The 25,594-nt window shown below is 64.8% G+C and carries 27 protein-coding genes; 12 read left to right on the top strand and 15 right to left on the bottom strand.

Annotation, left to right across the window (positions count from 1 at the left end; all coding sequences use genetic code 11):
* Nucleotides 1-87: 87 nt before the first annotated feature.
* Nucleotides 88-1,056 (bottom strand): quinone oxidoreductase family protein, encoded by a 969-nt coding sequence (locus tag G3N18_RS00335; protein ID WP_196382341.1) that lies wholly within the window; start codon nt 1,054-1,056, stop codon nt 88-90.
* 84 nt (nt 1,057-1,140) lie between these two features.
* On the opposite strand from G3N18_RS00335, the gene G3N18_RS00330 reads away from it, so the two are divergent.
* Entirely contained in the window at nt 1,141-2,148 is a 1,008-nt protein-coding gene (locus tag G3N18_RS00330; RefSeq protein WP_196382340.1) for an aldo/keto reductase, read from the top strand.
* On the opposite strand, the gene G3N18_RS00325 is transcribed toward G3N18_RS00330, so the two are convergent.
* From G3N18_RS00325 to G3N18_RS00285, 9 genes are all read right to left on the bottom strand, one after another.
* Entirely contained in the window at nt 2,145-2,498 is a 354-nt protein-coding gene (locus tag G3N18_RS00325; protein WP_196382339.1) for a 4'-phosphopantetheinyl transferase family protein, read from the bottom strand. The two genes, G3N18_RS00330 and G3N18_RS00325, sit on opposite strands and share 4 nt — an antisense overlap.
* Before the next feature lie 338 nt (nt 2,499-2,836).
* Entirely contained in the window at nt 2,837-3,343 is a 507-nt protein-coding gene (locus G3N18_RS00320; protein WP_196382338.1) for a MarR family winged helix-turn-helix transcriptional regulator, read from the bottom strand.
* 64 nt (nt 3,344-3,407) lie between these two features.
* Nucleotides 3,408-4,421 carry a 3-hydroxyacyl-CoA dehydrogenase NAD-binding domain-containing protein gene (locus G3N18_RS00315; RefSeq protein ID WP_196382337.1) on the bottom strand — a complete coding sequence of 338 codons (1,014 nt, stop codon included), beginning with the start codon at nt 4,419-4,421 and terminating at the stop codon, nt 3,408-3,410.
* On the bottom strand, nt 4,418-5,122 hold the full coding sequence (locus G3N18_RS00310; RefSeq protein WP_196382336.1) for an HAD family hydrolase: 705 nt from the start codon (nt 5,120-5,122) through the stop codon (nt 4,418-4,420). Before G3N18_RS00310 ends, G3N18_RS00315 begins: the two co-directional genes overlap by 4 nt.
* Nucleotides 5,119-6,351, bottom strand: coding sequence for a beta-ketoacyl-[acyl-carrier-protein] synthase family protein (locus G3N18_RS00305; RefSeq protein WP_196382335.1), 1,233 nt, complete (start codon nt 6,349-6,351; stop codon nt 5,119-5,121). Before G3N18_RS00305 ends, G3N18_RS00310 begins: the two co-directional genes overlap by 4 nt.
* A complete protein-coding gene (locus tag G3N18_RS15920; RefSeq protein ID WP_196382334.1) occupies nt 6,351-6,602 on the bottom strand; it encodes a phosphopantetheine-binding protein in 252 nt (83 codons plus the stop codon). Before G3N18_RS15920 ends, G3N18_RS00305 begins: the two co-directional genes overlap by 1 nt.
* 25 nt (nt 6,603-6,627) lie before the next feature.
* The gene (locus tag G3N18_RS00295; protein WP_196382333.1) at nt 6,628-7,626 is read right to left on the bottom strand and encodes a beta-ketoacyl-ACP synthase III; all 999 of its coding nucleotides are present in this window, start codon (nt 7,624-7,626) and stop codon (nt 6,628-6,630) included.
* Entirely contained in the window at nt 7,623-8,708 is a 1,086-nt protein-coding gene (locus G3N18_RS00290) for a beta-ketoacyl-[acyl-carrier-protein] synthase family protein (protein WP_196382332.1), read from the bottom strand. The genes G3N18_RS00295 and G3N18_RS00290 overlap by 4 nt, the downstream gene beginning before the upstream one ends.
* Nucleotides 8,705-9,694 (bottom strand): AfsA-related hotdog domain-containing protein, encoded by a 990-nt coding sequence (locus G3N18_RS00285; protein ID WP_196382331.1) that lies wholly within the window; start codon nt 9,692-9,694, stop codon nt 8,705-8,707. Before G3N18_RS00285 ends, G3N18_RS00290 begins: the two co-directional genes overlap by 4 nt.
* 247 nt (nt 9,695-9,941) lie before the next feature.
* Here G3N18_RS00285 and G3N18_RS00280 point away from each other — a divergent pair, with 247 nt between their 5' ends.
* From G3N18_RS00280 to G3N18_RS00250, 7 genes are all read left to right on the top strand, one after another.
* Nucleotides 9,942-11,489 carry an FAD-dependent monooxygenase gene (locus G3N18_RS00280; protein ID WP_196382330.1) on the top strand — a complete coding sequence of 516 codons (1,548 nt, stop codon included), beginning with the start codon at nt 9,942-9,944 and terminating at the stop codon, nt 11,487-11,489.
* A gap of 31 nt (nt 11,490-11,520) precedes the next feature.
* Nucleotides 11,521-12,960, top strand: a complete 1,440-nt coding sequence (locus G3N18_RS00275) for an MFS transporter (RefSeq protein ID WP_206692809.1) — start codon at nt 11,521-11,523, stop codon at nt 12,958-12,960.
* 10 nt (nt 12,961-12,970) lie between these two features.
* A complete protein-coding gene (locus G3N18_RS00270) occupies nt 12,971-13,639 on the top strand; it encodes an NADPH-dependent F420 reductase (RefSeq protein WP_230403649.1) in 669 nt (222 codons plus the stop codon).
* Between the two features lie 26 nt (nt 13,640-13,665).
* Nucleotides 13,666-14,082 (top strand): GlcG/HbpS family heme-binding protein, encoded by a 417-nt coding sequence (locus G3N18_RS00265; protein WP_196382328.1) that lies wholly within the window; start codon nt 13,666-13,668, stop codon nt 14,080-14,082.
* Nucleotides 14,083-14,265: 183 nt separating this feature from the next.
* A complete protein-coding gene (locus tag G3N18_RS16390) occupies nt 14,266-15,102 on the top strand; it encodes a helix-turn-helix domain-containing protein (protein WP_196382327.1) in 837 nt (278 codons plus the stop codon).
* A 473-nt stretch (nt 15,103-15,575) separates the two neighbouring features.
* Nucleotides 15,576-16,652, top strand: a complete 1,077-nt coding sequence (locus tag G3N18_RS00255) for a DNA-methyltransferase (protein WP_087137369.1) — start codon at nt 15,576-15,578, stop codon at nt 16,650-16,652.
* 110 nt (nt 16,653-16,762) lie between these two features.
* Nucleotides 16,763-17,443: a metal-dependent transcriptional regulator gene (locus tag G3N18_RS00250; RefSeq protein WP_087137371.1), complete on the top strand. Its 681-nt coding sequence runs from the start codon at nt 16,763-16,765 to the stop codon at nt 17,441-17,443.
* Nucleotides 17,444-17,448: 5 nt separating this feature from the next.
* Here the strand turns inward: G3N18_RS00250 and G3N18_RS00245 are convergent, their stop codons facing one another.
* From G3N18_RS00245 to G3N18_RS00225, 5 genes are read right to left on the bottom strand one after another with little or no spacing between them, the layout of a single operon-like run.
* Entirely contained in the window at nt 17,449-18,141 is a 693-nt protein-coding gene (locus tag G3N18_RS00245; RefSeq protein WP_087137374.1) for a metal-dependent transcriptional regulator, read from the bottom strand.
* Between the two features lie 11 nt (nt 18,142-18,152).
* Nucleotides 18,153-19,028, bottom strand: a complete 876-nt coding sequence (locus G3N18_RS00240; RefSeq protein WP_196382326.1) for a metal ABC transporter permease — start codon at nt 19,026-19,028, stop codon at nt 18,153-18,155.
* The gene (locus G3N18_RS00235) at nt 19,028-19,768 is read right to left on the bottom strand and encodes a metal ABC transporter ATP-binding protein (protein WP_206692824.1); all 741 of its coding nucleotides are present in this window, start codon (nt 19,766-19,768) and stop codon (nt 19,028-19,030) included. The genes G3N18_RS00240 and G3N18_RS00235 overlap by 1 nt, the downstream gene beginning before the upstream one ends.
* Nucleotides 19,765-20,706, bottom strand: coding sequence for a metal ABC transporter substrate-binding protein (locus G3N18_RS00230; protein WP_275952049.1), 942 nt, complete (start codon nt 20,704-20,706; stop codon nt 19,765-19,767). The genes G3N18_RS00235 and G3N18_RS00230 overlap by 4 nt, the downstream gene beginning before the upstream one ends.
* A gap of 45 nt (nt 20,707-20,751) precedes the next feature.
* Entirely contained in the window at nt 20,752-21,015 is a 264-nt protein-coding gene (locus tag G3N18_RS00225) for a hypothetical protein (RefSeq protein WP_196382403.1), read from the bottom strand.
* Between the two features lie 171 nt (nt 21,016-21,186).
* Between G3N18_RS00225 and nrdI the strand changes: the two genes are divergently transcribed.
* Genes nrdI through G3N18_RS00205 form a run of 4 tightly spaced genes read left to right on the top strand, consistent with a single transcriptional unit; the run spans nt 21,187 to nt 25,524 of the window.
* Nucleotides 21,187-21,690, top strand: a complete 504-nt coding sequence (gene nrdI, locus G3N18_RS00220; RefSeq protein WP_196382324.1) for a class Ib ribonucleoside-diphosphate reductase assembly flavoprotein NrdI — start codon at nt 21,187-21,189, stop codon at nt 21,688-21,690.
* Nucleotides 21,687-23,843, top strand: coding sequence for a class 1b ribonucleoside-diphosphate reductase subunit alpha (nrdE, locus tag G3N18_RS00215; RefSeq protein ID WP_121657691.1), 2,157 nt, complete (start codon nt 21,687-21,689; stop codon nt 23,841-23,843). Before nrdI ends, nrdE begins: the two co-directional genes overlap by 4 nt.
* A gap of 32 nt (nt 23,844-23,875) precedes the next feature.
* On the top strand, nt 23,876-24,901 hold the full coding sequence (gene nrdF / locus G3N18_RS00210) for a class 1b ribonucleoside-diphosphate reductase subunit beta (RefSeq protein ID WP_087138240.1): 1,026 nt from the start codon (nt 23,876-23,878) through the stop codon (nt 24,899-24,901).
* Between the two features lie 47 nt (nt 24,902-24,948).
* Nucleotides 24,949-25,524 (top strand): NADPH-dependent FMN reductase, encoded by a 576-nt coding sequence (locus G3N18_RS00205; RefSeq protein WP_087138242.1) that lies wholly within the window; start codon nt 24,949-24,951, stop codon nt 25,522-25,524.
* Nucleotides 25,525-25,594: the final 70 nt, after the last annotated feature.

Raw genomic sequence — 25,594 nt, 5'->3', positions numbered from 1 at the left:
GCTCTTGATCGCGTCCGCTGCTACGACGGATGCATCTGCTGTCCGAGGGGGTCTCGAGCCTCGGCCAATCCCGAGACCCGTTCAAACTTAGAACTCGTGTTGGAAGACGGTCTTTCCGACGGTGCGTCCGCCGCGCAGTTCTGTCAGTACAGCCGGTGCCGACTGGATCGGCACGGTGTCTGCCACATGTACCTTCACGGCGCCGTTGGCGACCAGGTCGAGCGCGCGGCGGAAGAAGTCGCCGACGACCGCGGGTTTGGTGGCCGCGAAGGCGCCGAGGTTGAAGCCGATCACGCCCTTGCCTCCGAACCAGAGGGCATTGCTGCTGATCTGCTGGTCGCCGGCCTGAGCGGCATCGCCTACTGCCAGCAGCCGCCCGCCGAGACGGAGCAGGTCGATGCAGGTGGAGCGGGCGGGGCCGCTGACCGGGTCGGCGATAACGTCGAACTGGTCGGCGGACTGCTCAGCGAGGTCCTTGCGCAGCCACACCTCGTCATATCCGAGATCGAGGGCTGCCTGGCGCTTCTCCTCGCTGCCGACGACACCCACAACTCGTCCGGCTCCGAGGTGCTTGGCGACCTGGCCAAACTGCGATCCGAGCCCTCCGGCGGCTGCCTGAACCAGGACGCTCTCACCTTCGGTGAGGCGGGCGACGAGTTCGAGGGCGATGAGCGCGGTCGTGGTGTTCGAGGGCACCGCAGCGGCCTCGGAGATGCTGAGGCCCTCCGGAAGAGGAGCGACGAGATGAACGTTCGTGACGGCGACCTGTCCGTAGGCACCGCCGCCGTTGATGGTCAGTGCTGCGACGTCCTGACCGACGGTGAGTCCTTCCGCGCCCTCACCCAGCGCACGGACCTTGCCCGATGCCTCAATGCCCGGCACCCACGGCACCGGGAGGTCGGGAACCAATCCTTCGGAGAACAAGGCTTCAACGTAGTTCGCGCCCGCGAAACGGACGTCGAGCGAGACCTGGCCCGCCGCGGGGGTGGGCTCAGGGGCGTCGCCATACTCCAGAGTGCCCGGTCCTTCGTAGCTGGTGATCTGAACTGCCTTCATAATCGGTCTCCTGTATTTGCTTCATGTATGCCTGCTGTATCGTATCAGGTCTCTGCTATTGGATGCCACGATGAAGGAGGACGCATGAAGAAGCGTGAACTCGGCTCGACCGGCCGCGATGTCACCGCCCTGGGGCTGGGCTGTATGGGGATGAGCTGGGGCTATAACGAGAGTGGCCGAGACGATCAGGAGTCCGAGGCGGCCATCGTCGCGGCTGTGGACGCAGGTGTCGACTTCTTTGACACGGCGCGGATCTATGGCGACGGCCACAACGAGCGACTCGTCGGTCGCGCCCTGGCGGACCGTCTGAATGTGGTCATTGCGACCAAGGGCGGGATCGTCGTCGACGACCTGGAGGCGCGCACGATGCATCGGGACGGGTCGCCGGAGGTGCTTCAGCGGCAGATCGACGAGAGCCTGCGGAATCTCGGGCGGGACGTTCTGGATCTGTACTACTTGCATCGCGTGGACCCGGACGTCCCTCTTGAGGAGAGCTGGGGTGCATTGGCGGAGGCCGTCGAGGCCGGAAAGGTGCGCTGGCTCGGTTTGTCGGAGGTCAGCGTCGACCAGGCTTCCCGCGCTCAAGAGATCCACCCGGTGACCGCGATCCAGTCAGAGTTGTCGTTGTGGACCCGCGACGCCCTCGGCGAGGGGTTCTCCGCTAAGAGCGCCGGTTTTGCCGGAGGGGCAGATCAGGCGTCGGGTGACGTTGTCGCATGGGCTCGCGATCACGGCGCATCGATCGTGCCGTTCGCCCCGTTGGGTCGTGGGTTCCTCACGAACACCCTCCGCCCCAGCGATTTCGAGGAGGGCGACTTCCGGAAGACGAATCCGAGATTCGCGTCGGAGGCGTTCGAGCGCAACAGCGCCATCACGGGCACGGTACAGGAGATCGCTCGCACGCATGGGGCGACGGCGGCCCAGGTGGCCCTCGCGTGGGTGCTCGATCTGGGAGAGCACGTCATCCCGATCCCGGGGACGCGACGGAGCGCTCACCTGGCGGAGAATCTCGCCGCGATGGAGGTCAACCTCGTAACGTCCGAGCGGACGCGCCTGGATGACGTCCCGGCCGCGGTGGGCTCGCGATATTAGGGTGTTGAAGATTGCGAGACCCCGTCGACTGTGGCGATTGCCAGCAGGGGCGGGGTCTCGTTGTTCCACGCGACGGCCAGTAGTGAGTCGGTCATGAGCTCGCGATGGACGACTGCGTACTCTTCGCCGCCGGTTACGCGCCACCGCGCGGAGCCCGGAATATGGGTGAGATGGCCGATAGGCAGACCGATGCCACGGCCGTCGGCCTTGGCGATCGCTTCGTATGCGGTCCACGCAGTGAGCGCCTCGTGCTCGGCGAGCGGCGCGAGAAGTTCGACGACGGCCGGCGGGACGCTCCGGGAGCAGGGTTCAACGTCGATTCCCACCGGATGCTCAGCGGTGAAAGCCACGGCGACAGTGAGGTCGTCATGGGAGACGGAGACCCGGGGCCACCCGCTGGTGCTGTACGGGCGTCCACGACCATCGCGTCGCAGGTCTGCCCGGCGAGGCTCGTTCCAGGCGCGGATGCCTGTGCGGAGTATCCAAGCTGCAGCCAGAGATCTGTGTCGGAACGCGGGGCGTTTCCGCGCAGCATGCCGCAGGTCGTCCTCGTGCACGTCGATCCCGGTCACGAGCTGGAGGGACTGCTCATCGGAGAGGATGAAGGCGGCAACGTCGACGCACGCCCGACGAACCAGCCGGATGGCGTGGGTCAGGCGCGCGTCGACGTCACGCGCGAGGCGTGCATCTATGCCTCCTCGCCTCGCAGCACAACGGCGACTCGGCGGAGCAGGCCGCGTAGCTGGTCGCCTTCTTCGACGGTGAATTCGTCACGGAGGCGTTGCTCAACATTGCGGGCGCCTTCATCGGCACGGAGCACTAGGGCCTCGCCCGCAGCGGTAAGCGTGACAACATTGACACGACTGTGAACATCGGAGGGCACCCGGTCAATGAGGCGCTTGTCTTCGAGCTTGGAGAGGACGTTGGCCATCGTCTGCGGCGTGACCAGTGCCGTGCGCGCGAGTTGCGCGGCCGACTGGCCAGGCACGTAATACAAGGCCATCATGGTTGCGTACTGGGCGACGCTGAGATCGTAGTCGCGAAGGGCCACGGACTTCTCCGCGATGATCGCTTGCTCGGCCAGCTTCACATACGTGCCGAGCCGTGCGTCAAGATCTTGCGCGAACGCCTTCTCGCCGCGTCGGGGGGGTGAGAGCTTCGGATCACTCCATTGAGATGTCTGAATCGCAGGCATCTTCCTAGCATACAGTCCCTGTCGCAAGACAGAAGTATGACACGTCGTGACGAGGTGCACATCCTCAAACCCCATCGTTCAACGCCGCAGGAAACATGTGGCCAGATTTGTTGCCGAGCACGCCACGGTCGACCAACGCCTGTAGTGCACACGCTGGCCGCAAGTCTGGCCGTTCAAGCCTTTGGTGAAGGGACGTTTGAATGGCGAGGACGACGTCGCTGCCGATGATGCCTGCCAGGCGCGCCGGGCCGACCGGTAGACGGTAGCGTCGCCGGATATCGAGATCGATCTCTCGGAGCGGTGCTCCCCGATCCACAAAATCGAAAACTGCATTGAGGTAGGGAATGAGCACGCGGTTAACGATGAAGCCGGGCGTGCCGGGAACCTCTACGAGGTGCTTGTTGAGCTGAGCGGCAAGCTGGCGCGCCCGTCTCTGGTGACTTTGCGGCGCGGGCCCTGCCACGAGCTCGACGAGCCGATTCCGATCGGCCGGATTAAAGAAGTGCAGCCCTACGAGTCGGCGGGGGTCCGCCAAAGCAGAGGCAATGTCGTCGACGGCGAGGCTGGACGTCGTTGTCGCCAAGACGATGGCTTCTGGCACCGCTCGCTCGACCTCGGAGAGGACCCGCTGCTTGCCTGCGAGATCTTCGCTGATCGCCTCGACGATGATATCTGCACCTGCGAGCGTTTCGAGATGGGGACTCGAAGCGACATGCGCGGTGGCGCCGGAGACGTCTCGAAGCACGGCATTGCTCGCCGCCGTTGCGCGCTCCGGATCGCGGGCCACGATGGCCACGTCGATTCCGGCACGCAGAGCTGCACGCGCAATGCCCTGGCTCATGGTGCCGGCTCCGATCAGGCCGAGTGTTCGTATCGGAGGCACGTCAGTTTCGTGCTGCTCGGGGCGAGAGGCTGTCTCCGGCTCGGCCGCCCCGAAGATGGAATACGGGATCCCGCAGCCGAGATACATTGCATCGGCGATCACGGGCATGGGCACGCCGGTCTCGTCGTGGAGCTCATTGGCTGCGTTGAGTAGGGTCTCGATGAGCTGATCACCGTATGTGTTCGCGTTGCTCACTTGTGTCCTTCCGTCTCGGTTCGCTCATCGGCGGCGATGGTGGGCCACCGCTTCTCGTGAGCGATTCGGATCAGTTGCGGGTCGGAGCCCACCACCACGGCGTGGCCGACGGCGGTAAGCATAGAAAGGTCGGAAATGTGATCGCCGTATCCCCAGGTCTGGTCCGGTCGGAGCCCATAGCGGGCCGCCGCCTCTTCGACGACGAGTCGTTTGCCCTCTCCAATGCGTGAGCGCACGATCTCCCCGGTGAGGACACCGCCTTCTTCCACGAGCTCGGTGCAGAAGACCTCGCTCGCATCCAGGAAGGACGCGAGTGGATCAAGGCACGGGTGGAAGGAACCAGACACGAGGAACACCAGCCGGCCGGCGCGGCGGTGCTCGCGCACCGCGTCAAGGGCAGCTGGAATGAGAAAGCCGGGGCATTGGATGTGCTGTTCGAACCAGGCCCGTCCGGCTCTTGTCAGGTCAGAGAGCTTCTGCCCTGACCAGAGCCGGTAGTACGCCCGGTTCCCCTCCTCGCGCGGCAGCCCAGCGACGGTGCGCTGGAACCGTTGCCAGGGCGTGGGCAGGCCGCGGGCCTGATCCTCGAAGTAGTAGTCGAGGAAGGACTGCATGGACTTCATATCGATGAGGGTCTCGTCGACATCGAAGAAGGCGGCGCTCCCAGTCTCGGTCGGCTCCGTAGCGACGAGTCGGATCATGGCGTGAAAACCACCGCTGCGTTGTGACCGCCGAATCCTGCCGAAACCGATAGCACCGCACCGGAGTCCAACGGCCGTGCTGAACCGGTGACGACATCGATTGGGATCGCCGGGTCTACGTCGCTGGTGTTCGCGGTGGGCGGGATCTGCCTGTGATAGACAGTCAAGGCCGCGATGGCTCCCTCGATCGCTCCGGCGGCGGCCAGTGGATGACCGGTGACGCCCTTGACCGACGTAACCGGAACCGTGTCACCAAAGAGTCCGTGCAGTGCGCCGCCTTCGGAGGCGTCGTTGAGTGGGGTCGACGTGCCGTGCGCATTGACGTGGCCGATGTCTCCGAGCACGAGCCCGGCGTCGCCTTCCACCGCCTCCCGGATCGCCGCTTCCAATCCTTGCCCGTCAGGTCGGGGTGCGGTGACGTGATGCGCGTCCGTGCTGGCCCCATACCCGGCCACATGGGCGTAGACACGCGCGTTGCGGGCACGGGCATCTCCGTCGCGTTCGAGGATGAGCGCGGCGGCTCCTTCGGCGGGAACGAAGCCGCCGCGCTGGCTGTCGAACGGTCGTGAGGCTTCGGACGCGTCGACGGATGGATCGACGAGCGCTCCCATGTTGGCCAGGCCCGCGAGGATGGTCGGCGAGAGGGCGCTCTCCGATGCGCCGACCACGACGAGGTCGCATCGTCCGTCGCGCAGGAGCTGCCGGCCGTGCCCGATGGCCGTCGCACCGGAAGCGCATGCGGTCGCCACGACGTGAGCTGGCCCCCGGATGCCGAACTCTATGGAGAGAGAGCCCGCGACCATGTTGGGCATCCACATCGGAACCAGCATCGGCGAGACCTGCTCAGTCCCCTCGGTCAGCAGAGCCTCCGTGGCGGTTTCGAAGGTGTCGGTGCCACCGAGAGAGTTGCCGAACACGAGACCGATGCGCGAGGCCTCGATAGCGTCGAGTTCGATCCCGGAGTCGTTGATCGCCTCGCGGACGGCGATGATCGCCAGTTGCACAAACCGAGCCAGCCGCCACGCCTTGGACGCGCCGATGGCCTTGCGGACATCGAAATCCGGAACCCGAGCGATGGGTCGACGCTGTCGATGACGGGCGATGCTCTCGTGCCTGGCTGCGGTTCCGACCCCGGCGAGGATGGTTGCCCAGTTCGCGTCTTTCCCGATCCCGGCTGGGCTGATCATCCCGATGCCGGTGACGGCGACATCAGGCAGGACCTTGCCCATCAGGACTCACCCTTTCGCTCTTCGATGAGAGCGACGGTCTCGTCGAGGGTGTGCTCGGGAAGGATGATGCCCTGCTCGATCGAGACGTGAAGCTTTTTCTGCAGATCTAGGAGCAGTTCGACGAGGGCGAGCGAGTCGAGTCCGAGCTCGTCGAGGGTGACTGCACCGTTGGTGGTCTCCTCGGCCGGGACGCCGAACTTGTCGGTGAGGATCGAGATGAAGCCGTCGCGGATGGTGTTGGTGTTGGACACGGTGTTTCCTTTCGTTGGGTCTTACTCAGGAGGCCGAGGAAGTCAATGCGGGGGCGTTGATCGCGGCCGCACCCCAGGTCGCGCCGCCTCCAAAAGAGGCCATGGCGATGCGTTCGCCCGGCCGGATGTGACCGCGGCGAAGCGCATCGTCCAGTGCGAGCGGAATCGAGGCGCCGGCAGTGTTGCCAACGTGTTCGAGATGGAGGCTGACCTTGACTGCGTCGATGTCGAGGCGGTCGGCGACGGCATGAAGGATGCGTGCGTTCGCCTGGTGACCGACGAAATGCGCGATGCTGTCGGCATCCCAGCCGACGGCGTCGAGCGTCTGACGGGTAATCTCCTCCATGTTGAGCACCGCCTGTAGGAACACGGCCTGGCCCTGCATATGGAAGTAGGGGTCATGCGTGTCGTCGGCGCCGTCCAGCGTGGTCGGGTTGCCGTTAGCGGTGATGAGATCGGCGAGCGCACCGTCGCTACGAAGCCTGATGTCGTGCACGGCTCCGGGTGCTTCCGGATCGCCGGCTTCGACAACCACGGCGCCCGCTCCGTCACCGAATATCGCCACGGTGGCGCGATCTGTAGGGTCGAGCAGGCGGGTGAACGTCTCAGAGGCAATGACAAGGCTCCGCTGCGAAGTGCCGGCCAGGATAGCGTCGCGCGCGGTGCGGAGGGCGAAGAGGAATCCACTGCAGACCGCGGCGACATCGTAGGCCGGGATGGTTCCGAGGCCGAGACGGTAGGCCACTTCGGGGGCAACCGCCGGGCAGGCCCGATCTGGGGTAGTGGTCGCGAGGATGAGTTGGTCGATCTCGAGATCGGAGCCGAGGGCTTCGAGCGCTTGCTGGCCCGCTGCAACGGCGAGGTCGGCGGTGGTCTCGGTCGTGGCGACGTGACGCTGACCGATGCCGGTCCGCTTCCGAATCCACTCGTCGGATGTGTCCAGGCGCTGAGCGAGCATGTCGTTGGTCTCCACGTGCGCGGGCACAGCTGAGCCTGTGGCGGTGATGACGGCGGCGAGGGTCATGGTGCGAGTCCTGCTTTCATAGAGGTGTCGGCAACAGAGTGGGCGGTCGCGGCACCAAGTACGCCGAGTTCGACCGCGATGCAGGAGACAGTGAAGCCGCCTCCAGCGCAGACAAACAGGCCGATATCGTCAGGAGCGTGGTTCTCCTGCGCGAGGAGATCATGGACGTTGGCAGGCGTGTCGCCGGCTCCGAGGTGGCCGGTGTCATCGCCGAGGTAGACGATTTCAGCATGCGTGAGGTCTTCGACCGCGGGCACGTAAAGGTCGCCGATGACTTTGCGTCCCACGCGCGGCAGTGCGAGGTAGCGCAGCCGCGGCGAGTCCAGGCTGACGCCTGCATCGCTGACGGCAGTGCGGATGACGTGCTGGAGTGCGTCTCGCATGCTCGTGTTGAAGGCATCACCTCGTCCTGACCGGAGGTAGGCCTTCTTCGTGCGTCGCACGTCCAAGATGTCGCCGTGCTGACCTGGAGCCCAGGTGTAGGGGTCATTTCCGTGGTGCAGGCCTTCGCCGTCAAGGACGGTAGTCGCAGCACAAGCCAGGAGCTGGGGGTGGCCGGGGCGAGGCTCGGTGGTTAACACGAGCGCCGTGCCGGCGTCGCCATACCAGAGGAATGAGTCGCTGTTCCAGCGGTCGAAGTCTCCAGCGAAGATGTCAGCGGTCGTCACCAGGGCAGTAGTCGCGTCAGGATCGCAGAAGAGCCGTGCGACCGCAATCTCGATGGCCGTCTCACCGCCGTTGCACATCGTCTGCACGCCGACAGGCAGAGCGTGGACGGCTCCGATCTCATGGGCGATGTGATGAGCGGGCGACCAGAAGTCGTGGCCCTGGTGGTGGATCCATGCGTGCACGAGGATGTCGATGTCCTCACCGTGAATCTCGGCTCCATCGAGCGCGGCTCGAGCCGCGCCGATCGCCAACCGGGGAGCTCCCGGTTCGGTCGCGGCAGGTAGCTGGCGGGCGCCGACGGTCTCGGCGACCAGACGCGCCACCTTGCCTTCCTCGAGAGCGGTCGTCGTGGTGACCGTCGGGGCCAGGGCGGTGCGAATCCCCGCGATGGAAATGTCCGGCGGGATCTTCATGGCCGGTCCTCCTTCCGACTGGTGTTGGCGATGGGAGTGTCGAAGGTCAGGATGATTGACGCTGCGGGCTGCGAGTCCTGACTGATCTGGACGTCGGTCGTCAGGGGCAGACTCAAGCTCTGCGGTTCCCGGACGGCTGCGACGAGATGAGTAGATGTGTCCAGTTCGACATAGGTGCTGAAGTCTCCGTCGACCTCGGCGAGCAGGGAGCCAGCCCCGGGCGCGGACGGGCAGGTCGCATGCACCAGCTGGCGCGCGGCCTCGACCATAACCATCGCGGGCGCATGATCCTGGGCGTGGTCGAACATGCTGCGGTTGTGAAACGGCAAGCGCAGCGTGGCGTGGCCACCGCTGGCGGTAACCGTTGGGGGGCCGATGGCCACGTTGTCCTCCCGCGTGCATCCCACCTGGCTTGGATCAGCTGCGACATCCTCGGGCGCTCGCATCGTGCTGGTGGGCATCGGAGATCCGCCGCGTGCCCCTGCGCGGAGGAACTGGTAGGCCTCCCTGCCGACGTAGCGAACGTTCAGTTCGAGGGTGCCCACGAAAGTCTCCCCATCGGTTGCGGTGTAGACCGATACGCGCGTGGTGCCGCCGGTGAGTGTTGCGCGCATGCGCTGCGGCTTCTCCAGCGAGACCTGCATTCGCAGGTCGACGGCCTCGATCCCGTAGCGCGGCCGAGACGCCACCGGGAACGAGGCCCGCCATCTGGTGAGGATGAACTGCCGGTCCTCGGCGACGTTCCAGAAAAGGTGTGCCGCTGCGGTGGCCGCCTGACGACAGGCCTCCATGAGTGTGAGGATGTCGACCAATCCATAGCGCATGGATGCGCTGTCGCAGAAGTAAGCGTGCGAACTCGGCAGCTGCGCCAGAAACGAGCCGGCAGCTTCCTCCACGTCGGTGAGGAAAACCTCGTGTACCTGCGCCCGGTGCACGACCCTCCGGTCGATCGTTCGGGTGCTCCTGGCGATTGCTGAACTTGTCATCAATCATCCCCCTTCGTGCCAACTTGACCGCCGCTCAGAGCGACAGCTGCTGACTAGTCAATAACCTAAAGCTGTTATATATCAATCAACTGATAGTCCACAGCTTTTAGCCATGTGTCAAATCATGGGCGCAACACTGTCATGCCGCCACGCGAGACGGCGCATCAGCCCTGCTATCATGACAGCCTACGATTACGTAACAGGCCTCTGCTACTGTTGTGTGCTGTCGAGCGAGCGAGGGATGTCAATGAACGAAGTGGACGTGGTGATCGTCGGTGCGGGTCCAGTCGGCCTGTACCTCGCCGCTGACCTTGCCCAACGCGGCGTGTCTGTGCAGATGGTCGACAAGGCGCGCAGGCCGGTGCGGCACTCCCGCGCCTCCGTGGTGTGGCCGCGACAGCTGGAGCTGCTGCACGGAGTCGGCGTCGCCGACGAATTGATGGATCGAGGCCGTGCGATTGAGGGGGTGGCCTTTCATTCCGATCGAGGAGAGCTAGGCCAACTGCGGTTCTCCACGATCCGCGAAGCGCCCTATCCGTTTGGGTTGGCGGTCTCCCAGGAGATCACCGAACGGGTGCTCATCGACCGTTACGAGGCGCTCTTCGGTCCGCTGCGACGCGACGGTGAACTCGTGGGGCTCGCACAGGACAATGTGGGCGTCGACCTGACTGTGCGCACCGATGCTGGAGAGAACGATATCCGCGCGCAATGGGTCGTCGGAGCCGACGGTGCGCACAGCACCGTCCGTGAGCTTGCCGGGATTCAGTTCACCGGCCCCTCGGGTGCCGCGCGATTCGCGATCGGCGACGCCGGCATCGAAGGCACGCTGTCCACGCGGATGTTGCACTACTTCTACTCCAACTCCGCCGCCATCGGTATCTCCCCGTTCACCGAGGAGACGATGCGGATCGCCGTGTCGATGCCGAGCGACGCCCCCGAGCCAGACCGGGCCTTCTTCCGCCGCGTCCTCACTGAGAACACGCGCCTGGTCACTGATGTGCGCGAACCTGACTGGTCGACGGCATTCGACGTCCGCTTCCGAACAGCGGAGCGGTTCAAGAAGGGGCGCGTCCTGCTTGTCGGAGATGCCGCCCATGTCATGAGTCCGGCGGGCGGGCAAGGGATGAACACCGGTCTTCAGGACGCGGCCAACCTCGGTTGGAAGCTTGCGCACGTGCTCGAGGCCAGGGCGTCGGAGGGGCTGCTTTCCAGTTACGATTCCGAACGTCGCTGGGCGGCAGGACGGGTCGCGGCGACCTCCGGCAGGCTCGCGCGATGGTCTGCAGCCCGCGGCCCGGCCCTAAGCCGCAAGCGCGACGCCGAGATCTTCCTCGCGACGCGGAAACGTCAGCGACCGAATCTCGTCGATGTCATCGCTCAACTCGACACGAGGTATCCGATCGCGGGCGCATCCTCGCATGGATCCCGGCTCGGCGCACGATTCCCATCGTTCACGGGCCACGTCCCGGACCGCGCACCGTGGTCAAGCTGGCCTGTCCACGATGCCTACGGATACACGCTCTTCCTCTGGCCCGGCACCACTGAGCCCCGCGCGTGGGAGGACATCGTCGCGTCCCTTGCGCAACGGACGCAGCATGTCGTCCGCGATCTGGCGCGCACCGCCTCGCCCGCCTCGTCGCCGGGTCTGGGACGTCGAGCTCATTACTTCCTCGTGCGACCCGATGGGCACGTCATCGAAGAGGGGCGCTTCGCTCGCCCCGGCGACATTCCGTCGCGCGTCATCGGCGGCGCGAGAGCCGCACGACCGCAGCACAACGACAAACACGAAAGGTAGACACACCATGCCGACCTCGGCTTCTACACAATTGACCGCTCGCGAACGGTGGAAACTCCTCGTCCTACTGAGCGCAAGCTTCATCCTCGCCGTCGACTTCTCCGTCCTCAACGTCGCGCTCCCCGAGATCGGACGCGACGTGGGCATCCCGGTGCAAGATCTGCAGTGGATCATCACGGCGTTCGCTCTCCCCGCAGCCGGATTCGGACTGTTGTTCGGACGGCTGGGCGACCTGGTGGGACGGCGCCTGTTCTTCATCGCGGGCATATGCCTGCTGGGCCTCGGCTCCCTCATCGGAGGCATCGCCGACACCAGCTGGCTGCTCATCGCCGGACGCATCGTCCAGGGCTTCGGCGCAGCCGCGGTCGCACCGACGGCGCTGTCGTTATTGACGACCTCGTTCGAAGAAGGTCCCCGCCGCTCACGCGCCCTGGGCATCAACGGTGCTCTGATCTCAGCGGGCTTCACCGCCGGGGCTCTTCTGGGCGGTGTGCTCACCAGCGGATTGAGCTGGCGTTGGGCGTTCTTCATCAACATCCCGATCGCCATCGTCGTGGTCATCCTCACCCCGATCCTGTTCGCTGAATCGCGGCCCAACGAGCGTCCCCGCCTCGACCTCGCTGGCGCGGTGCTGATCAGCGCTGCTCTGGCCTCGCTCGTGTTCGGCCTCACCGTCGCCGGAGAGACCGGGCTGAGCGTGGTCGATCCCTACCCCTGGCTCGCGGCGGCCGTCGTGCTCCTGCTCGTTTTCGGGTGGGTCGAATCGCGCGCGCAGGCACCGCTGGTCCCAGTCCGGATCCTCCGGAAGCGCACCGTCGCGTTCGGCAACCTCGCGGGCTTGACGACATTCTCGATGATGTCCTCCCTGACCTACCTGCTGACCCTCTATCTGCAGGATGTGCTCCTGCTCAACGCTGTCCTGACCGGGATGGTGATCGCGGTCATCGGCATCGTGTCCGTCGTCGCCGCGAACTTCACCCCGCGGATCATCGGCAAGTTCGGGCAGAAGGCGCTAGTCGTTGCTGCGCTAGTCCTCCAGGGCGTCGGATCGATCGTGCTCGCCTTCGCGGGTCCGAACCTGGCCTCGCTCGTGCTCGTCCTGACGGGTATCGTCATCGGAGCACTCGGACACATCGGTTCGATCGTCGGCTACACCGTCACCTCAACGTCAGGACTGCCCGATAACGAACAGGGCTTGGCCACCGGTCTGACGACCACGAGCCAGCAGGTCGGCCTCGCTCTCGGAACGCCCACCATGGCGACCGTCCTCGCCATCAGCATCGGAAATCGTGCTGCCGATGACCCCGCGGCACTCCTGGGCGGCCTGACCACCGCTATCGCCGCCAACGGCATCGTCGTGCTCGCCGTTGCAGTCGTCGTCGCGCTATTCCTTCCCGGCACCTCCGCCACAGCCACGGCATCGAAAGCGACGGACACGGTGACCGAGCCCGCGACCGCCAAGAGCCAGTGAACCCACTCGAATGGAGATAGCAGCCATGACCAAATCAACGATCAGCGTCATCGGTGCCGGACGTATCGGCCAGGCCATCGCAGGACTGGCAGTGCGCCAGGGACACCCCGTCGTGCTCAGCAACAGCCGCGGGCCCGAAACCCTGCAAGCCGTCGTCGACGAGCTCGGTCCGTTGGCCAGCAGCGACACAGCCGCAGGGGCCGCGGCCCAGGGCGACATCGTCGTGATCGCGGTGACCTTCGACGCGATCGAATCCCTCCCCGTCGCCGACCTGACCGGAAAAGTGGTGCTCGACGCCACCAACTACTATGCGCCCCGCGACGGAGTCATCCCCGCAGTGGAAGGCGACCGTGTTCCGACTTCGGTACACGTCCAGCGGGCATTGCTGGGAGCACACGTGGTCAAGGCGTTCAACCACATCGTCTGGTCCGACATCCCCGCAGATGCGCGGCCTTCGGATGCCCTGGGCAGGCGCGGGATCGCAGTGGCAGGCGACGACCTGCCCAGCAAGCAGCGAGTGACCGAGTTCGTTGACGAGATCGGATTCGACCCGGTCGACATCGGAGCGCTTGACGAGAGCTGGCGGATTCAACGGGGAAGCCCGGGATGGATCACGAACTACTCCGCCGAACAGCTGCTCGAGAAGATCACCGAAGCCAACTCCTGGCACAACGCCTGAAGCCAACGAGAGAAAAGGAGACCCGCATGACCCCGCTGACACTCGAAGACGCTCGCCGCATCAGCGACACGGCCCTAGCCACCGCCATCCAACACGGATGGCTCATCAGTGTGGCCGTCATCGATCGGCACGGCAACCTCGTCCACTTCGCCCGACAGGATGGCAGCACTCTCGCCAGCGTGGTGTCTTCCCAGTCCAAGGCCTGGACCGCCGCCGCTGTAGGAGCCTCGACCCACGAACTCCAAGCAGCGGCCCAGCCAGGCCAGGCCGTCTATGGTCTCGCCCACGCGGGTGGGCCGGGCCGTCCGATGACGGCTGTGCCCGGCGCGGTGCCGATCCGTTCCGCGAACGGGGAACTCCTGGGTGCCGTGGGCATCGGCGGTGCTCCCGCGCCAGCGGACGACCAGCTCATATCCGAGACTGCCGCGAAGATGCGTCCGTAGCAGAACGCGAAACCTATGGGACTTCGCAAGAGGTCGTCGATGCTGGCGATCTCAGCTTGATCGAGTCATCTCTCCACGCTTAAAGCCATAGCTCCCATGATGTTCTTGTCAACGCGCGCATCTTTCGACGCAGGCGTCCCCTTGCAAGTACGAGACGTCACGTCGAGTGACGCGACCGAGCCAGTGGCCTCCGAGGCACTCAAGATCGTCTTCGTAATGTCGGGCTGGGCGGAGGTCTTCACGGCCGAACAGACCGTGTCTCTCGCGCAAGGCGCAGTCCTCACGATCCCTCCGAGGCTCGAATGCTACGGGGTCCCGGCCGGGTGGACCCGCACTATCACCCTGTACGCCCAGCCCGATTTTGCCGGCGATCACATTCGCTGGGTGCGCGCCCGTCACCCACTCGTGCATCATGTTCGCCGTGCACTCCAGGAAGATTCAGGTCTGCAACGACTGCAACTGCCGACATCGACCATGACAGCGCTCACGCCGCAGCTGGTGCGCCTGGCCCAGTTGCCTGCCAGCGCAGAGCACCAGTACGCGATGTTCTCAATCGTCGTGGACTTGTTCGCCGCTACAGCACCCTTCTCAGCCGAAGGGCATCGAGCGCCGGTCAGGCCCCGCGACGAGGTACTCAAAGCGATCAACCTACTGCAGAAGTCGCCGGAACGTCGGTGGCGAGCTGAGGAACTCGCACAAGCCGTTTCGCTGTCGCGGGCGCAGCTCAACCGACTATTCCGCGACCAGATCGGTATACCTCCTGCCGCTTATCTGAGCAGGCTCCGGGCAAACCGCATGGCGGAGCTTCTGTCCACGAAACGCGTAACTGTCGCGGAGGCGGCAGCGCGAGCGGGATGGGAGAGACCGGAGATCGCCACTCGTACGTTCAAGAAGCAGTTCGGGATGAGCCCACGCGACTACGCCACGATCGCACGAGCTCAACGCCCTGGGACCGAAGATCTCGCTGAACGCGTGAGCCGGCCCACGCATACTCGGTCCAGTGCTCGGCATCCTCAGTAGATTCGATGCGTTACGCACGCTCATATAACGGTGGTCTTTCATTGAGTGAGTTGCGCCGTGTCAGGAGTTGGCGCGGCCTGCGTCATCACTGCGGGTCATGATCAGAACGTTCGACGCGCCGCTCTGCGGTCAGTCGTGACGGCAACGATCCCGACTCGTCAGATCTCTGAAACTCCGCGGCAGAACAGTTCGCCGTGGGCGCAGCCAACATGGGTGACAGGATCGCATCAGATGCGATTCGTCATCGTCATCCGTTGATTGCCGATCGTGTGTGGGAGAAATCTGGCAGTGGGAATCAGCGACGCCCAGGCACCTCGTGGAGCTCTGATCTGGCGCGTGGGCGCTGACTCTCGCGTGGCGTCCACGCTGGGGCTGTGTGGGCTCGACTTCGTCGGTGTGGCTCGTACCTGCCGGATGAGCTTGTTCGTCGCACACGAGCGCGGACAGGCCCCGAACAGCAGGGAGCCACCGTCATGCCCGACTCCACCCCGACGCCCGCCGCGCGCCTGACCGAACTACCCAAGCCGGTGTTCGCCGATGAACGGGCGACGCTCTATCTCGGTGACGCGGTCGAGCTCCTCCCGCTCCTGCCCGAAGGGAGCATCGACGCCCTGGTCACGGACCCGCCCTACGGGTTGAGCTTCAACGGGCAGGCATGGGATGACGCATCCGGGTTCCGGGAATCCCTTTCGCACATCGACACAAGTGAGATGAGTGCGCCGGAGGTGTTCGAGACGTGGTGCACGGCGTGGGCTGCAGGAGCATTGCATGCGTTGAAGCCGGGTGCGTATGTTGCAGCGTTCGGTGGTGCACGCACTTGGCACCGGATGGTGCGCGGGATCGAGAATGCGGGGTTCGAGATCCGCGACCAGATTGCATGGCTACACACCACCGGAATGCCCAAGAGCATGGACCTCTCGCACGCCATCGACAAGCACCAGGGCATGCAACGCACCGACCGGGTCGTGCAGACCACTGATCATGACGGGGTGCTCGGCGCGACCCGCACGGTCCTGTCCAAAGGCACTCCAGTGACCGAGGACGCGCAGCGGTGGGAGGGGTGGGGTACGGCGTTGCGGCCGGCATTCGAGCCGATCATCATCGCCCGCAAACCCCCGGAAGGAAACCTCGTCCGCAACGTCCTGCGGCACGGCGTCGGCGGGATCAACATCGACGACGGCAGGTTCGCTGACGGCCGGTGGCCGACGAACGTCGCGTTCGACGCTGGCCAGGCGGATGCGTTGGATGTGTTGACGGGGACGTGGCAGGGCGAGTCGCTGTCGCGGAAGTTCCCGATCTTCCGCTTCGACCACAAGCCCTCCACATTGGAACGACCCCGCGCGTTCGGGGTATCGCACACAACCGTGAAGCCGTTGGCGTTGATGCGCTGGCTCGTCACGCTGGTGGCCCCGCCGCACGGAGTGGTGCTGGAGCCATTCGCTGGATCCGGGGCGACGGTGGAAGCAGCGGTCAGCGATGGCTATCGCGTGCTGTGCTTCGAGAAGAATGCGTCGTATGTTCCGCTGGTCCAGTCACGGCTGGACCGGTAGCCGAGCCGTGGTCGGGGGGGGTCTGGCGACGAACGACCTTGCACCATCTCATCTCCGTACTTTCGAACGGTGCCGTGTCGTAGTTGGATGTTCGGGGCTATTCTGAGGTCATGTCCGTCTCTGAGTTGTCCGCGAGCACCCAGAACTATTTGAAGGCTGTGTGGGGTCTGACGGAGTGGTCGTCGGTGCCGGTGACGCCGACGCTGATCGCGGAGCGAACAGGGTTGAAGCTCTCTTCGGTCTCGGATGCTGTCCGTAAGCTCTCTACGCAGGGTCTTGTCGAGCATGCTCCTTATGGTTCGGTGGAGCTGACGGAGACGGGGCGCTCCTACGCGCTGGCGATGGTGCGTCGGCACCGGCTGATTGAGTCGTTCCTCGTCAGTGTCTTGGGGTACTCGTGGGATCAGGTGCATGACGAGGCTGAGCACCTTGAGCATGCGGTGTCAGATTTCATGATCGACCGGATTGACGAGTTTTTGGAGTTCCCCGCCCGCGACCCTCATGGTGATCCGATCCCATCCGCTGACGGGACGGTGCATATCCCGGAGGCGACGCAGCTGACCGAAGTCGGGGCGGGGCACCGAGTGGTGGTCGAGCGCATTTCGGACTCGGACCCGGCGCTCCTGCAGTTCTTCGAAGAGCATGGTTTCGTAATCGGATCAACGCTGGAGATCGGCGAAGGTGCCCCGTTCTCGGACGCACTGGACGCGCGAGTTAAGGGATCGGACACCTCGGTAGCACTGGGGCGTTCGGCGACAGATGCACTCTATGTGTCTGTCGTGGCTAGTTGATGCTGTCACCGCGCAGCTTCGTCGTGGAGTGATGCATGGAGCACGCCTGCTCCGGCAGGGAGCAGCGTGCCATGCCATTCCGCCGTGCGGACCTCGATGATGTCGACTTCCGCTGTGCAGGCCTGGATGCGTAGCCATGTGCCGGGGCGAAGGTGTCGCTCGTCGAGGAAGACCAGTGTTTCGAGTGGCGCGTCGGCGACGCGCGTGATCCTCACGGGAGCCCATCGCGGGCGTGCGAGTTCCCGCAGACGGGCATCTCGGCGGGATTCGATGTGACCGTCTGGGGTGGGGATGGGTTGCCCGTAGGGGTCGTGGGTGGGCTGGTCGAGGGAAGCCTCGATCCGTTGGAGGAAGCGCGGTGAGCTGCTCGCTTCCAATGCGTCGGCATTGGTGGCGAGTTCACTCCAGGGCAGGTCGAGGACGTCGTGGAGGAAGCATCGAAGTATCCGGTTCGCCCGCAGTGCCCGCATCGCTTCGAGGTGTCCCCAAGGGGTGAGGGAGATGCTCTTGTACCGTTCGTGGTCGACGAGGCCGTCATCGACGAGTCGCTTCACCTGTTCGGACACGCTCCCCGGCACGAACCGCAGCGCACGGGCAAGGCCCGTCACCGTAACCGGAGCGTCACTGTTCTCAGTCAGGGACCAGATCGCACGGAGATAGCGTGCTCTGGTCCTTGACCGGTCGCTCTTGCCGCGCATGCGGGATGCCACTACTGAGCGGAAGCGAGTGCCCGACGGCGACGTGTGCTCATGACCCGGGTTCCGATGAGACCGTGCCGGGGGCTGAAGAGGTAAACGAAGGCGAACACGGCTCCATGGGCGAGGACGACCATGCCGCCGGAGGCGGTGTCGAGGTAGTAGCTCAAGTACAGGCCGATGACGGCGCAGGCTGCGGAGATCGCGGGGGCGATGACGAGCATGCGTCCGAAGCGGTCCGTGAGCAGGTATGCGGTCGCTCCCGGGATGATGAGCATCGCCACGACCAGGATGACGCCGACGGCCTGGAGGGCGACGACGGCGGTGAGGGCGAGGAGGCCGAGGAGCGCTGCACCGAGGATCTTCGGGTTCAGTCCGATCGCGTGGGCGTGGGTGGGGTCGAAGGCGTAGAGGGTGAAGTCGCGGCGTTTGGTGACGAGGATCGTGAAGGTGATCGCGCCGAGGATGATGACCTGGGTGAGGTCGGCCCAGGACACGCCGAGCAGGTTGCCGAAGATGATGTGGTTCAGGTCGGTCTGCGACGGGGTGACGGAGATCAGCACGAGCCCCAGAGCGAACAGGGTGCTGAACACGATCCCGATCGCGGCGTCCTCTTTCACCCGACTGGTGTCTCTGACCGCGCCGATGAGGGCGACGGCGAGGAACCCGAAGATCACCGCGCCGAGGGCGAAGGGGGCGCCGACGATGTAGGCCAGGACCACTCCGGGGAGGACGGCGTGGGAGACGGCGTCGCCCATGAGCGACCAGCCGATCAGGACGAGCCAGCAGGAGAGCACCGCGCACACGATCGAGGCGATCAGGGTGGTCGCGAGGGCGCGCACCATGAAGTCGTAGCTGAGGGGTTCGAGGAAGAAGTCGATCAGGTTCATCAGTTGTCGCCTCGGTTCAGGACGTCCAGGCCGAAGGCCAGGGCAAGGTTGTCGGGCTGGAGCACCTCGTTCGGGTCGCCGTGCATGAGCACGCGGCGCATGAGGAGCACGGCCTCGTCAGCAAGGCCTGGCAGGGCGTGGAGGTCGTGGGTGGAGACGAGGATCGTGGTCCCGTCGTCGGCAAGCTCGCGCAGCAGCCGGGTGATCGTGGCCTCGGAGCGTTTGTCGACCCCGGCGAACGGCTCATCCAACAGCAGAATGGTCGCCCCCTGGGCGATGCCCCGGGCGACGAAGGCGCGTTTCTTCTGGCCGCCGGAGAGCTGCCCGATCTGCCGGTTCGCGTACTCGGTGAGCTCCACCCGTTCCAGCGCGTGATCGACGGCGTCGTGGTCAGATCTTTTCGCGTGGCGGGTGAATCCCATGTGCCCGTAGCGGCCGGTCATGACGACATCGCGCACGGTCACCGGGAATGCCCAGTCGACGTCCTCGCTCTGCGGCACATAGCCGACGATCCCGGACTTGCGTGCCTTGGCCGGGTTCTGGCCGTTGACGCGCACGGTGCCGGAGTCAGGGCGCAGCAGCCCCATGATGGTCTTGAACAGGGTGGACTTCCCGGATCCGTTCATGCCGACGAGTCCGCACACGCGTCCTGCCTGGATGTCGAGGGTGGCGTGGTCGAGGGCGAGGACCTCGCCATAGTGCACGGTGACGTCGTGCACCGAGATCGCTGTCGTCATCAGTTGCGTGCCGTCAGCGCGTCGATGATGGTGGTCGCGTCATGGCGGATTAGTTCCAGGTAGGTCGGGACCGGGCCGTCCGCTTCGGAGAGGGAGTCGACGTACAGCACGCCGCCGAACTCGGCATCGGTTGCTTCGACGACCTGCTGCATCGGGGCGTCGGACACGGTGGACTCGCAGAACACCGCTGGCACGTCGTTGTCGCGTACGAACTCGATGGCAGAGGTGATCTGCTGGGGGGTGGCCTGCTGCTCGGCGTTGACTGCCCAGATGTACTTCTCTGTCAGCCCGGCGTCCCGGGCGAGGTAGGAGAACGCGCCTTCACAGGTGACCAGCGCCCGCTGGTTATCGGGCAGGACCGACAGCTCGTCGACCAGCTCGTCCTGCACGGTCTGTAGCTCGGCCTTGTACGCCTCGCCGTTGGCCTCGTATTCGCTCGCGTTGTCGGGGTCGAGGTCGCTGAACGCGTCGACCATGTTGTCGACGTAGGTCTGCACGTTCACCGGGCTCATCCACGCGTGCGGGTTCGGCATCCCGGCGTAGGCGTCCTCGGTGATGTCGATGGCCTCGACTCCCTCGCTGACGACGACGTGAGGCACGTCCATGCCTTCGACGAGCTGTCCGAACCACGCCTCGAGATTCATCCCGTTGTCGAGGATGAGGTCGGCCTCCGATGCTCTGCGGATGTCGCCGGGTGTGGGTTCGTAGCCGTGGATCTCCGCCCCGACCTTCGTGATCGACTCCACCCGCAGATGGTCGCCCGCGACGTTCTCGGCGATGTCCGCGAGAACGGTGAACGTCGTCAGCACCACGGGACGCTCATCGTCTGCTCCTGCATCGTTCTCGCCGGATGTTGCGCATCCAGCAAGAGAGAGCGCGAGCACGGACGTTGCCAGCAGCGGCAGGGAACGGCGGGAGATGAAGCGGGAGTTACGTGGCATGGATGGTTCCTTAGCTGAACGGGTGACGGGGTGCGGGGTGGAAGTTCACGTGAGCGGTGGAAGCGGAGGGCTTGGGGGCGGGCCAGCGCGATGGGATGCGGCGATGAAGTGGTCGAGCTTGTCGGGTGCTTCTCCGCGCAGGTACACGCCGAGCATGCGCAGGAGGTTCAGCATCACCGCTTCGGGGTCGGAAGACGTTCGCAATAGGCGAGCCGCAGCGTCATGGTCGGCGTCTCGCACGGATTGAAACAAGGTGATGGCCTCCAGCCACGCACCCTCATTGCGCTCGTCCACGTGCGTTCGTCCCATGCCACACATCCTATTGTTCGGCCCGCCGTAGTTCCAAACCTTGGCGTGGCGAAGACAAGTGAACCACATCGATGTTATTACTAGATACGCCGCTCCAAACATCGGTGAGGCACAACATGTAGTGGTTGGTGGCGTGGCGCGTCACAGCCAGAGAGAGCGAGGAGGATCGCTATGCCACTCCCACCTGAGTCCCGGCGCGCAGCGCCCTCAGTGCGCGAACTCGCCGCCGCCCAGTCGCCTGATCTCGTGTTCTTCTCAAGCGTGTCGGAGAACACCCGCCGCTTCGTCGACCGGCTCGACCAGCCCGCGGTCCGTATCCCGCTGCGGCCACGAGTGGAGGGGCTGATCCGGGTCGCGCGGCCCTTCGTGCTCGTTGTCCCCACGTACGGCGGAGGCGAACGATCCGGGGCGGTGCCGAAGCAGGTGATCTCGTTCCTGAACGACCCGGCGAACCGTGCCCTCATTCGGGGTGTGATCACGGCGGGGAACACGAACTTCGGCGAGCACTACTGCCTCGCCGGTCCCGTCATCTCTGCCAAATGCCAGGTCCCGGAGCTGTACCGCTTCGAGCTGCTCGGCACCCTGCGCGATATCGAACACGTGAACAACGGCCTGACCCGCTTCTGGGAGCAGGCCTCCGACAATCTGACATCCACCGAGAGGAAGACCGCATGACCATCATCTCCCCAGAAGCCCCCGCTCGCACCGGGATCGGCGCGCGGAAGGACTACCACGCCCTCAACGCACAGCTGAACCTGTTCGCCCCGGACGGGTCGATCCAGCTCGACAAGGACCGGGAAGCCGCCGAGGAGTACCTGCGCCAGCACGTCCACCCGAACACGAGAACCTTCCCGAGCGTGGCCGAGCGCCTGGAGTGGTTAGTTGCGAACGACTACTACGAGCGGGCGTTCCTTGACGCGTACCGTCGGGAGTTCCTCACCGACCTGCACGAGCGCGCCCGCGGGGCAGGACACCGTTTCCAGACTTTCCTCGGGGCGTTCAAGTTCTTCACTTCCTATGCGCTGAAGACGTTCGATGGCACCACGTACCTGGAGGGTTTCAAGGAACGCGTGGTCGCCACCGCACTCTTCCTCGGTCGGGGCGACGAGGCGCTGGCGACCCGGCTGGTGGATGAGATGCTCTCCGGCCGTTTCCAGCCTGCGACCCCGACGTTCCTGAACGCGGGCAAGGCGCAGCGCGGCGAGCTCGTGTCCTGTTTCCTGCTCCGCCTGGAGGACAATCTCGAGTCCATCGGACGGAGTGTGAACTCCGCGTTGCAGCTGTCCAAGCGCGGGGGCGGGGTCGCGCTACTGCTGACGAACCTGCGTGAGACCGGGGCGCCGATCAAGCAGATCGAGAACCAGGCCTCCGGCGTCGTCCCGGTGATGAAGATCCTCGAGGACAGCTTCAGCTACGCCAACCAGCTCGGTGCCCGGCAAGGAGCCGGAGCCGTGTACCTCCACGCGCACCACCCGGACATCCTGCGGTTCCTGGACACGAAGCGCGAGAACGCGGACGAGAAGATCCGCATCAAGACGCTCTCCCTCGGCGTCGTGATCCCCGACGTCACCTTCCAGCTCGCGAAGGAGAACCGGGACATGCACCTGTTCAGTCCCTACGACGTCGAGCGCGAGTACGGGAAGCCGCTGTCGGATCTGTCGGTGAACGATCACTACGACGAGCTGGTCGCGAACCCGCGGGTGCGGAAGAGCACGATCAGCGCACGGGAGTTCTTCAAGACCCTCGCCGAGCTGCAGTTCGAGTCCGGCTACCCGTACGTGCTGTTCGAGGACACCGTCAACCGCGCGAACCCGCTGCAGGGCTGGATCAACATGTCCAACCTCTGCAGTGAGATCCTCCAGGTGAACACTCCCTCCCGATACAACGCGGCGATCGGGTACGAGCAGGTCGGCCGGGACATCTCCTGCAACCTCGGCTCCCTCAACATCGCCCAGGCCTTCGCCTCCCCCGACTTCGGGGCGACCGTCGAGACTGCGGTGCGGGCACTGACGAGCGTGTCCGACCAGACCGACATCGACGCGGTGCCCTCGATCGCGGCCGGGAACGACGCATCGCACGCGATCGGTCTCGGGCAGATGAACCTGCACGGGTTCCTCGCCTCGCAGCGCATCCGTTACGGCAGCGAGGAGGGCATCGACTTCACCGACATCTACTTCCTCGCCGTCACCTACCACGCTCTGCGCGCCTCCAACCGGATCGCCATCGAACGCGGTGCGGCTTTCGCCGGGTTCGAGACTTCCGCCTACGCCGACGGCTCGTACTTCGATAAGTACACCGAGCGCGAGTGGCAGCCCGCCACCGAACGCGTCCGCGCCCTCTTCGCCGAGGCAGGCGTGGCGATCCCCACCCGCGATGACTGGGCGCAGCTGCGGGAATCGGTGCGGCAGCACGGCATCTACAACGCCTACCTGCAGGCCATCCCGCCGACCGGATCGATCTCGTACGTGAACAACGCGACCGCGTCGATCCATCCGATCGCGGCGAAGATCGAGATCCGCAAAGAAGGCAAGCTCGGCCGCGTCTACTACCCGGCCCCGCACATGACCGACGACAACCTCGAATTCTTCGAGGACGCCTACGAGATCGGCTACGAGAAGATCATCGACACCTACGCCGCCGCCACCCGCCACGTCGACCAAGGCCTCTCCCTGACGCTGTTCTTCCGCGACACCGCGACCACCCGCGACATCAACAAGGCACAGATCCACGCCTGGCGCGCCGGGATCAAGACCCTCTACTACATTCGCCTCCGCCAGCCCGCACTCGAAGGCACCGAAATCGAAGGCTGCGTCTCCTGCGCCCTTTAACCCCAGAATCCGATCTTCCCGAAGGAACCCCAATGCCCCTCACCGACACCACGCGCCCGATCACCGAGATCTCCGTCACCCCACCGGGCTACCGGCACGATCCGGCAGCGCGCCTGCGGCCCATCAACTGGAACCGCGTAGGAGACGACAAAGACCTCGAGGTGTGGAACCGGCTCACCGCGAACTTCTGGCTCCCCGAGAAAGTGCCCCTCTCCAACGACCTCCCCGCCTGGCAGAAACTCACCCAGGAAGAGCGCACGCTGACCATGCGCGTGTTCACCGGGCTCACCATGCTCGACACCGTGCAGGCCACCGTCGGCGAGATCTGCCAGATCCAAGACGCCCGCACCGAACACGAAGAGGCCGTCTACACCAACATCGCCTTCATGCAGTCCGTGCACGCGCGCTCCTACTCCTCCGTCTTCTCCACGCTCACCTCGACACCAGAGATCGACGACGCCTACCGGTGGGCCATCGCCAACGACCTGCTCCAAGAGCGGTGCAAGAAGGTGCTCGCGCACTACTACGGGGATGACCCGCTCAAACGGAAGGTCTCCTCCACGCTGCTGTCATCGCTGCTGCTGTACGCGGGCTTCTACCTGCCGCTGCACTTCTCCGTCCACGCGACCCTCACCAACACCGCGGACATGATCCGGCTCATCCTGCGCGACAAGGCCGTGCACGGCTACTACTCCGGCTACAAGTACCAGCGCGGCCTCGAAACCCACACCGCAGCCGAGCAGGAACACATGCGCGAGTTCACCTACGCGCTCCTCGAAGAGCTCTACGAACTCGAACTGCAGTACTCCGGCGAGCTCTACGAACCGCTCGGCCTCATGGACGACGTCGCCGTCTTCGTCCGATACAACGCCAACAAAGCACTCATGAACCTCGGCTACCCCGCCCGCTTCACCCCAGAAGAGACCGAAGTCAACCCGGAAATCCTCGCCGCCCTCGCCCCCGGAGCAGACGAGAACCACGACTTCTTCTCCGGATCCGGATCCTCCTACATCATCGGCAAAGCCGTCGACACCAGCGACGACGACTGGGACTTCTAACCGGCCGTCACTCCCACACATCCACCCCAGAGAAAGAGAATCACCCCTTGAGTAAGAACGTCTCCGTCCTTGTCGGCAGTCTGCGCCGCGGCTCCGACGCACGCAAGATCGCCCACAATGCCATCGGCTACTTTCCCGAAGACTACGACGCACGCATCGTTGAGATCCGCGACCTTCCTCTCTACGACTTCGACTACGACGATCCCGACATCACCGACAAACCCACCCCGCCGGAATACACCCAGTTCCGCGAGATCATCAAAGCCTCCGACGGCGTGTTGTTCGTCACACCAGAGAACAACCGCACCATCCCCGCCTGCTTGAAAAACGCCATCGACATCGGCTCCAAACCCAACAGCGATGTCGCCTGGAAGAACCTGCCCGCAGGGATCATCAGCCACTCCGTTGGCCGCATGGGCGGGTACAGCTCGCAGAAGAACCTCCGGCTCGCACTCTCATACTTCGACATGCCCACCCCCGGACAGCCCGAGGTCTTCCTTTCCCAATCACCCACCCTTTTCGGTGAGGATGGGAACATCTCGCAGGAATCGACCGTGCAGTTCCTCCGGGACTACATCCTCCGCTTCGCTCGACTCATCGAAGGTCAGAACTCGGTGCGTTGATGCGATGCCTGCATCCCCGGAAGCACGAGCGCAGGCTCTGGGCGCGCGTGATAATCCCTTTCCACTGTCG

The organism is Microbacterium paulum (assembly GCF_015707995.1).
GTDB classification, from domain to species: Bacteria; Actinomycetota; Actinomycetes; order Actinomycetales; family Microbacteriaceae; genus Microbacterium; species Microbacterium paulum.
This window is presented reverse-complemented; position numbering and strand designations above follow the sequence as displayed.

Excerpts from the sequence above, each read along its gene's own strand:
- G3N18_RS00335 (WP_196382341.1), bottom strand. The coding sequence starts at position 1,056 with ATGAAGGCAGTTCAGATCACCAGCTACGAAGGACCGGGCACTCTGGAG.
- G3N18_RS00330 (WP_196382340.1), top strand. The coding sequence starts at position 1,141 with ATGAAGAAGCGTGAACTCGGCTCGACCGGCCGCGATGTCACCGCCCTG.
- G3N18_RS00320 (WP_196382338.1), bottom strand. The coding sequence starts at position 3,343 with ATGCCTGCGATTCAGACATCTCAATGGAGTGATCCGAAGCTCTCACCC.
- G3N18_RS00310 (WP_196382336.1), bottom strand. The coding sequence starts at position 5,122 with ATGATCCGACTCGTCGCTACGGAGCCGACCGAGACTGGGAGCGCCGCC.
- G3N18_RS00305 (WP_196382335.1), bottom strand. The coding sequence starts at position 6,351 with ATGGGCAAGGTCCTGCCTGATGTCGCCGTCACCGGCATCGGGATGATC.
- G3N18_RS00295 (WP_196382333.1), bottom strand. The coding sequence starts at position 7,626 with ATGACCCTCGCCGCCGTCATCACCGCCACAGGCTCAGCTGTGCCCGCG.
- G3N18_RS00290 (WP_196382332.1), bottom strand. The coding sequence starts at position 8,708 with ATGAAGATCCCGCCGGACATTTCCATCGCGGGGATTCGCACCGCCCTG.
- G3N18_RS00285 (WP_196382331.1), bottom strand. The coding sequence starts at position 9,694 with ATGACAAGTTCAGCAATCGCCAGGAGCACCCGAACGATCGACCGGAGG.
- G3N18_RS00280 (WP_196382330.1), top strand. The coding sequence starts at position 9,942 with ATGAACGAAGTGGACGTGGTGATCGTCGGTGCGGGTCCAGTCGGCCTG.
- G3N18_RS00270 (WP_230403649.1), top strand. The coding sequence starts at position 12,971 with ATGGAGATAGCAGCCATGACCAAATCAACGATCAGCGTCATCGGTGCC.
- G3N18_RS00265 (WP_196382328.1), top strand. The coding sequence starts at position 13,666 with ATGACCCCGCTGACACTCGAAGACGCTCGCCGCATCAGCGACACGGCC.
- G3N18_RS00255 (WP_087137369.1), top strand. The coding sequence starts at position 15,576 with ATGCCCGACTCCACCCCGACGCCCGCCGCGCGCCTGACCGAACTACCC.
- G3N18_RS00250 (WP_087137371.1), top strand. The coding sequence starts at position 16,763 with ATGTCCGTCTCTGAGTTGTCCGCGAGCACCCAGAACTATTTGAAGGCT.
- G3N18_RS00245 (WP_087137374.1), bottom strand. The coding sequence starts at position 18,141 with ATGCGCGGCAAGAGCGACCGGTCAAGGACCAGAGCACGCTATCTCCGT.
- G3N18_RS00240 (WP_196382326.1), bottom strand. The coding sequence starts at position 19,028 with ATGAACCTGATCGACTTCTTCCTCGAACCCCTCAGCTACGACTTCATG.
- G3N18_RS00230 (WP_275952049.1), bottom strand. The coding sequence starts at position 20,706 with ATGCCACGTAACTCCCGCTTCATCTCCCGCCGTTCCCTGCCGCTGCTG.
- G3N18_RS00225 (WP_196382403.1), bottom strand. The coding sequence starts at position 21,015 with ATGGGACGAACGCACGTGGACGAGCGCAATGAGGGTGCGTGGCTGGAG.
- nrdI (WP_196382324.1), top strand. The coding sequence starts at position 21,187 with ATGCCACTCCCACCTGAGTCCCGGCGCGCAGCGCCCTCAGTGCGCGAA.
- nrdE (WP_121657691.1), top strand. The coding sequence starts at position 21,687 with ATGACCATCATCTCCCCAGAAGCCCCCGCTCGCACCGGGATCGGCGCG.
- nrdF (WP_087138240.1), top strand. The coding sequence starts at position 23,876 with ATGCCCCTCACCGACACCACGCGCCCGATCACCGAGATCTCCGTCACC.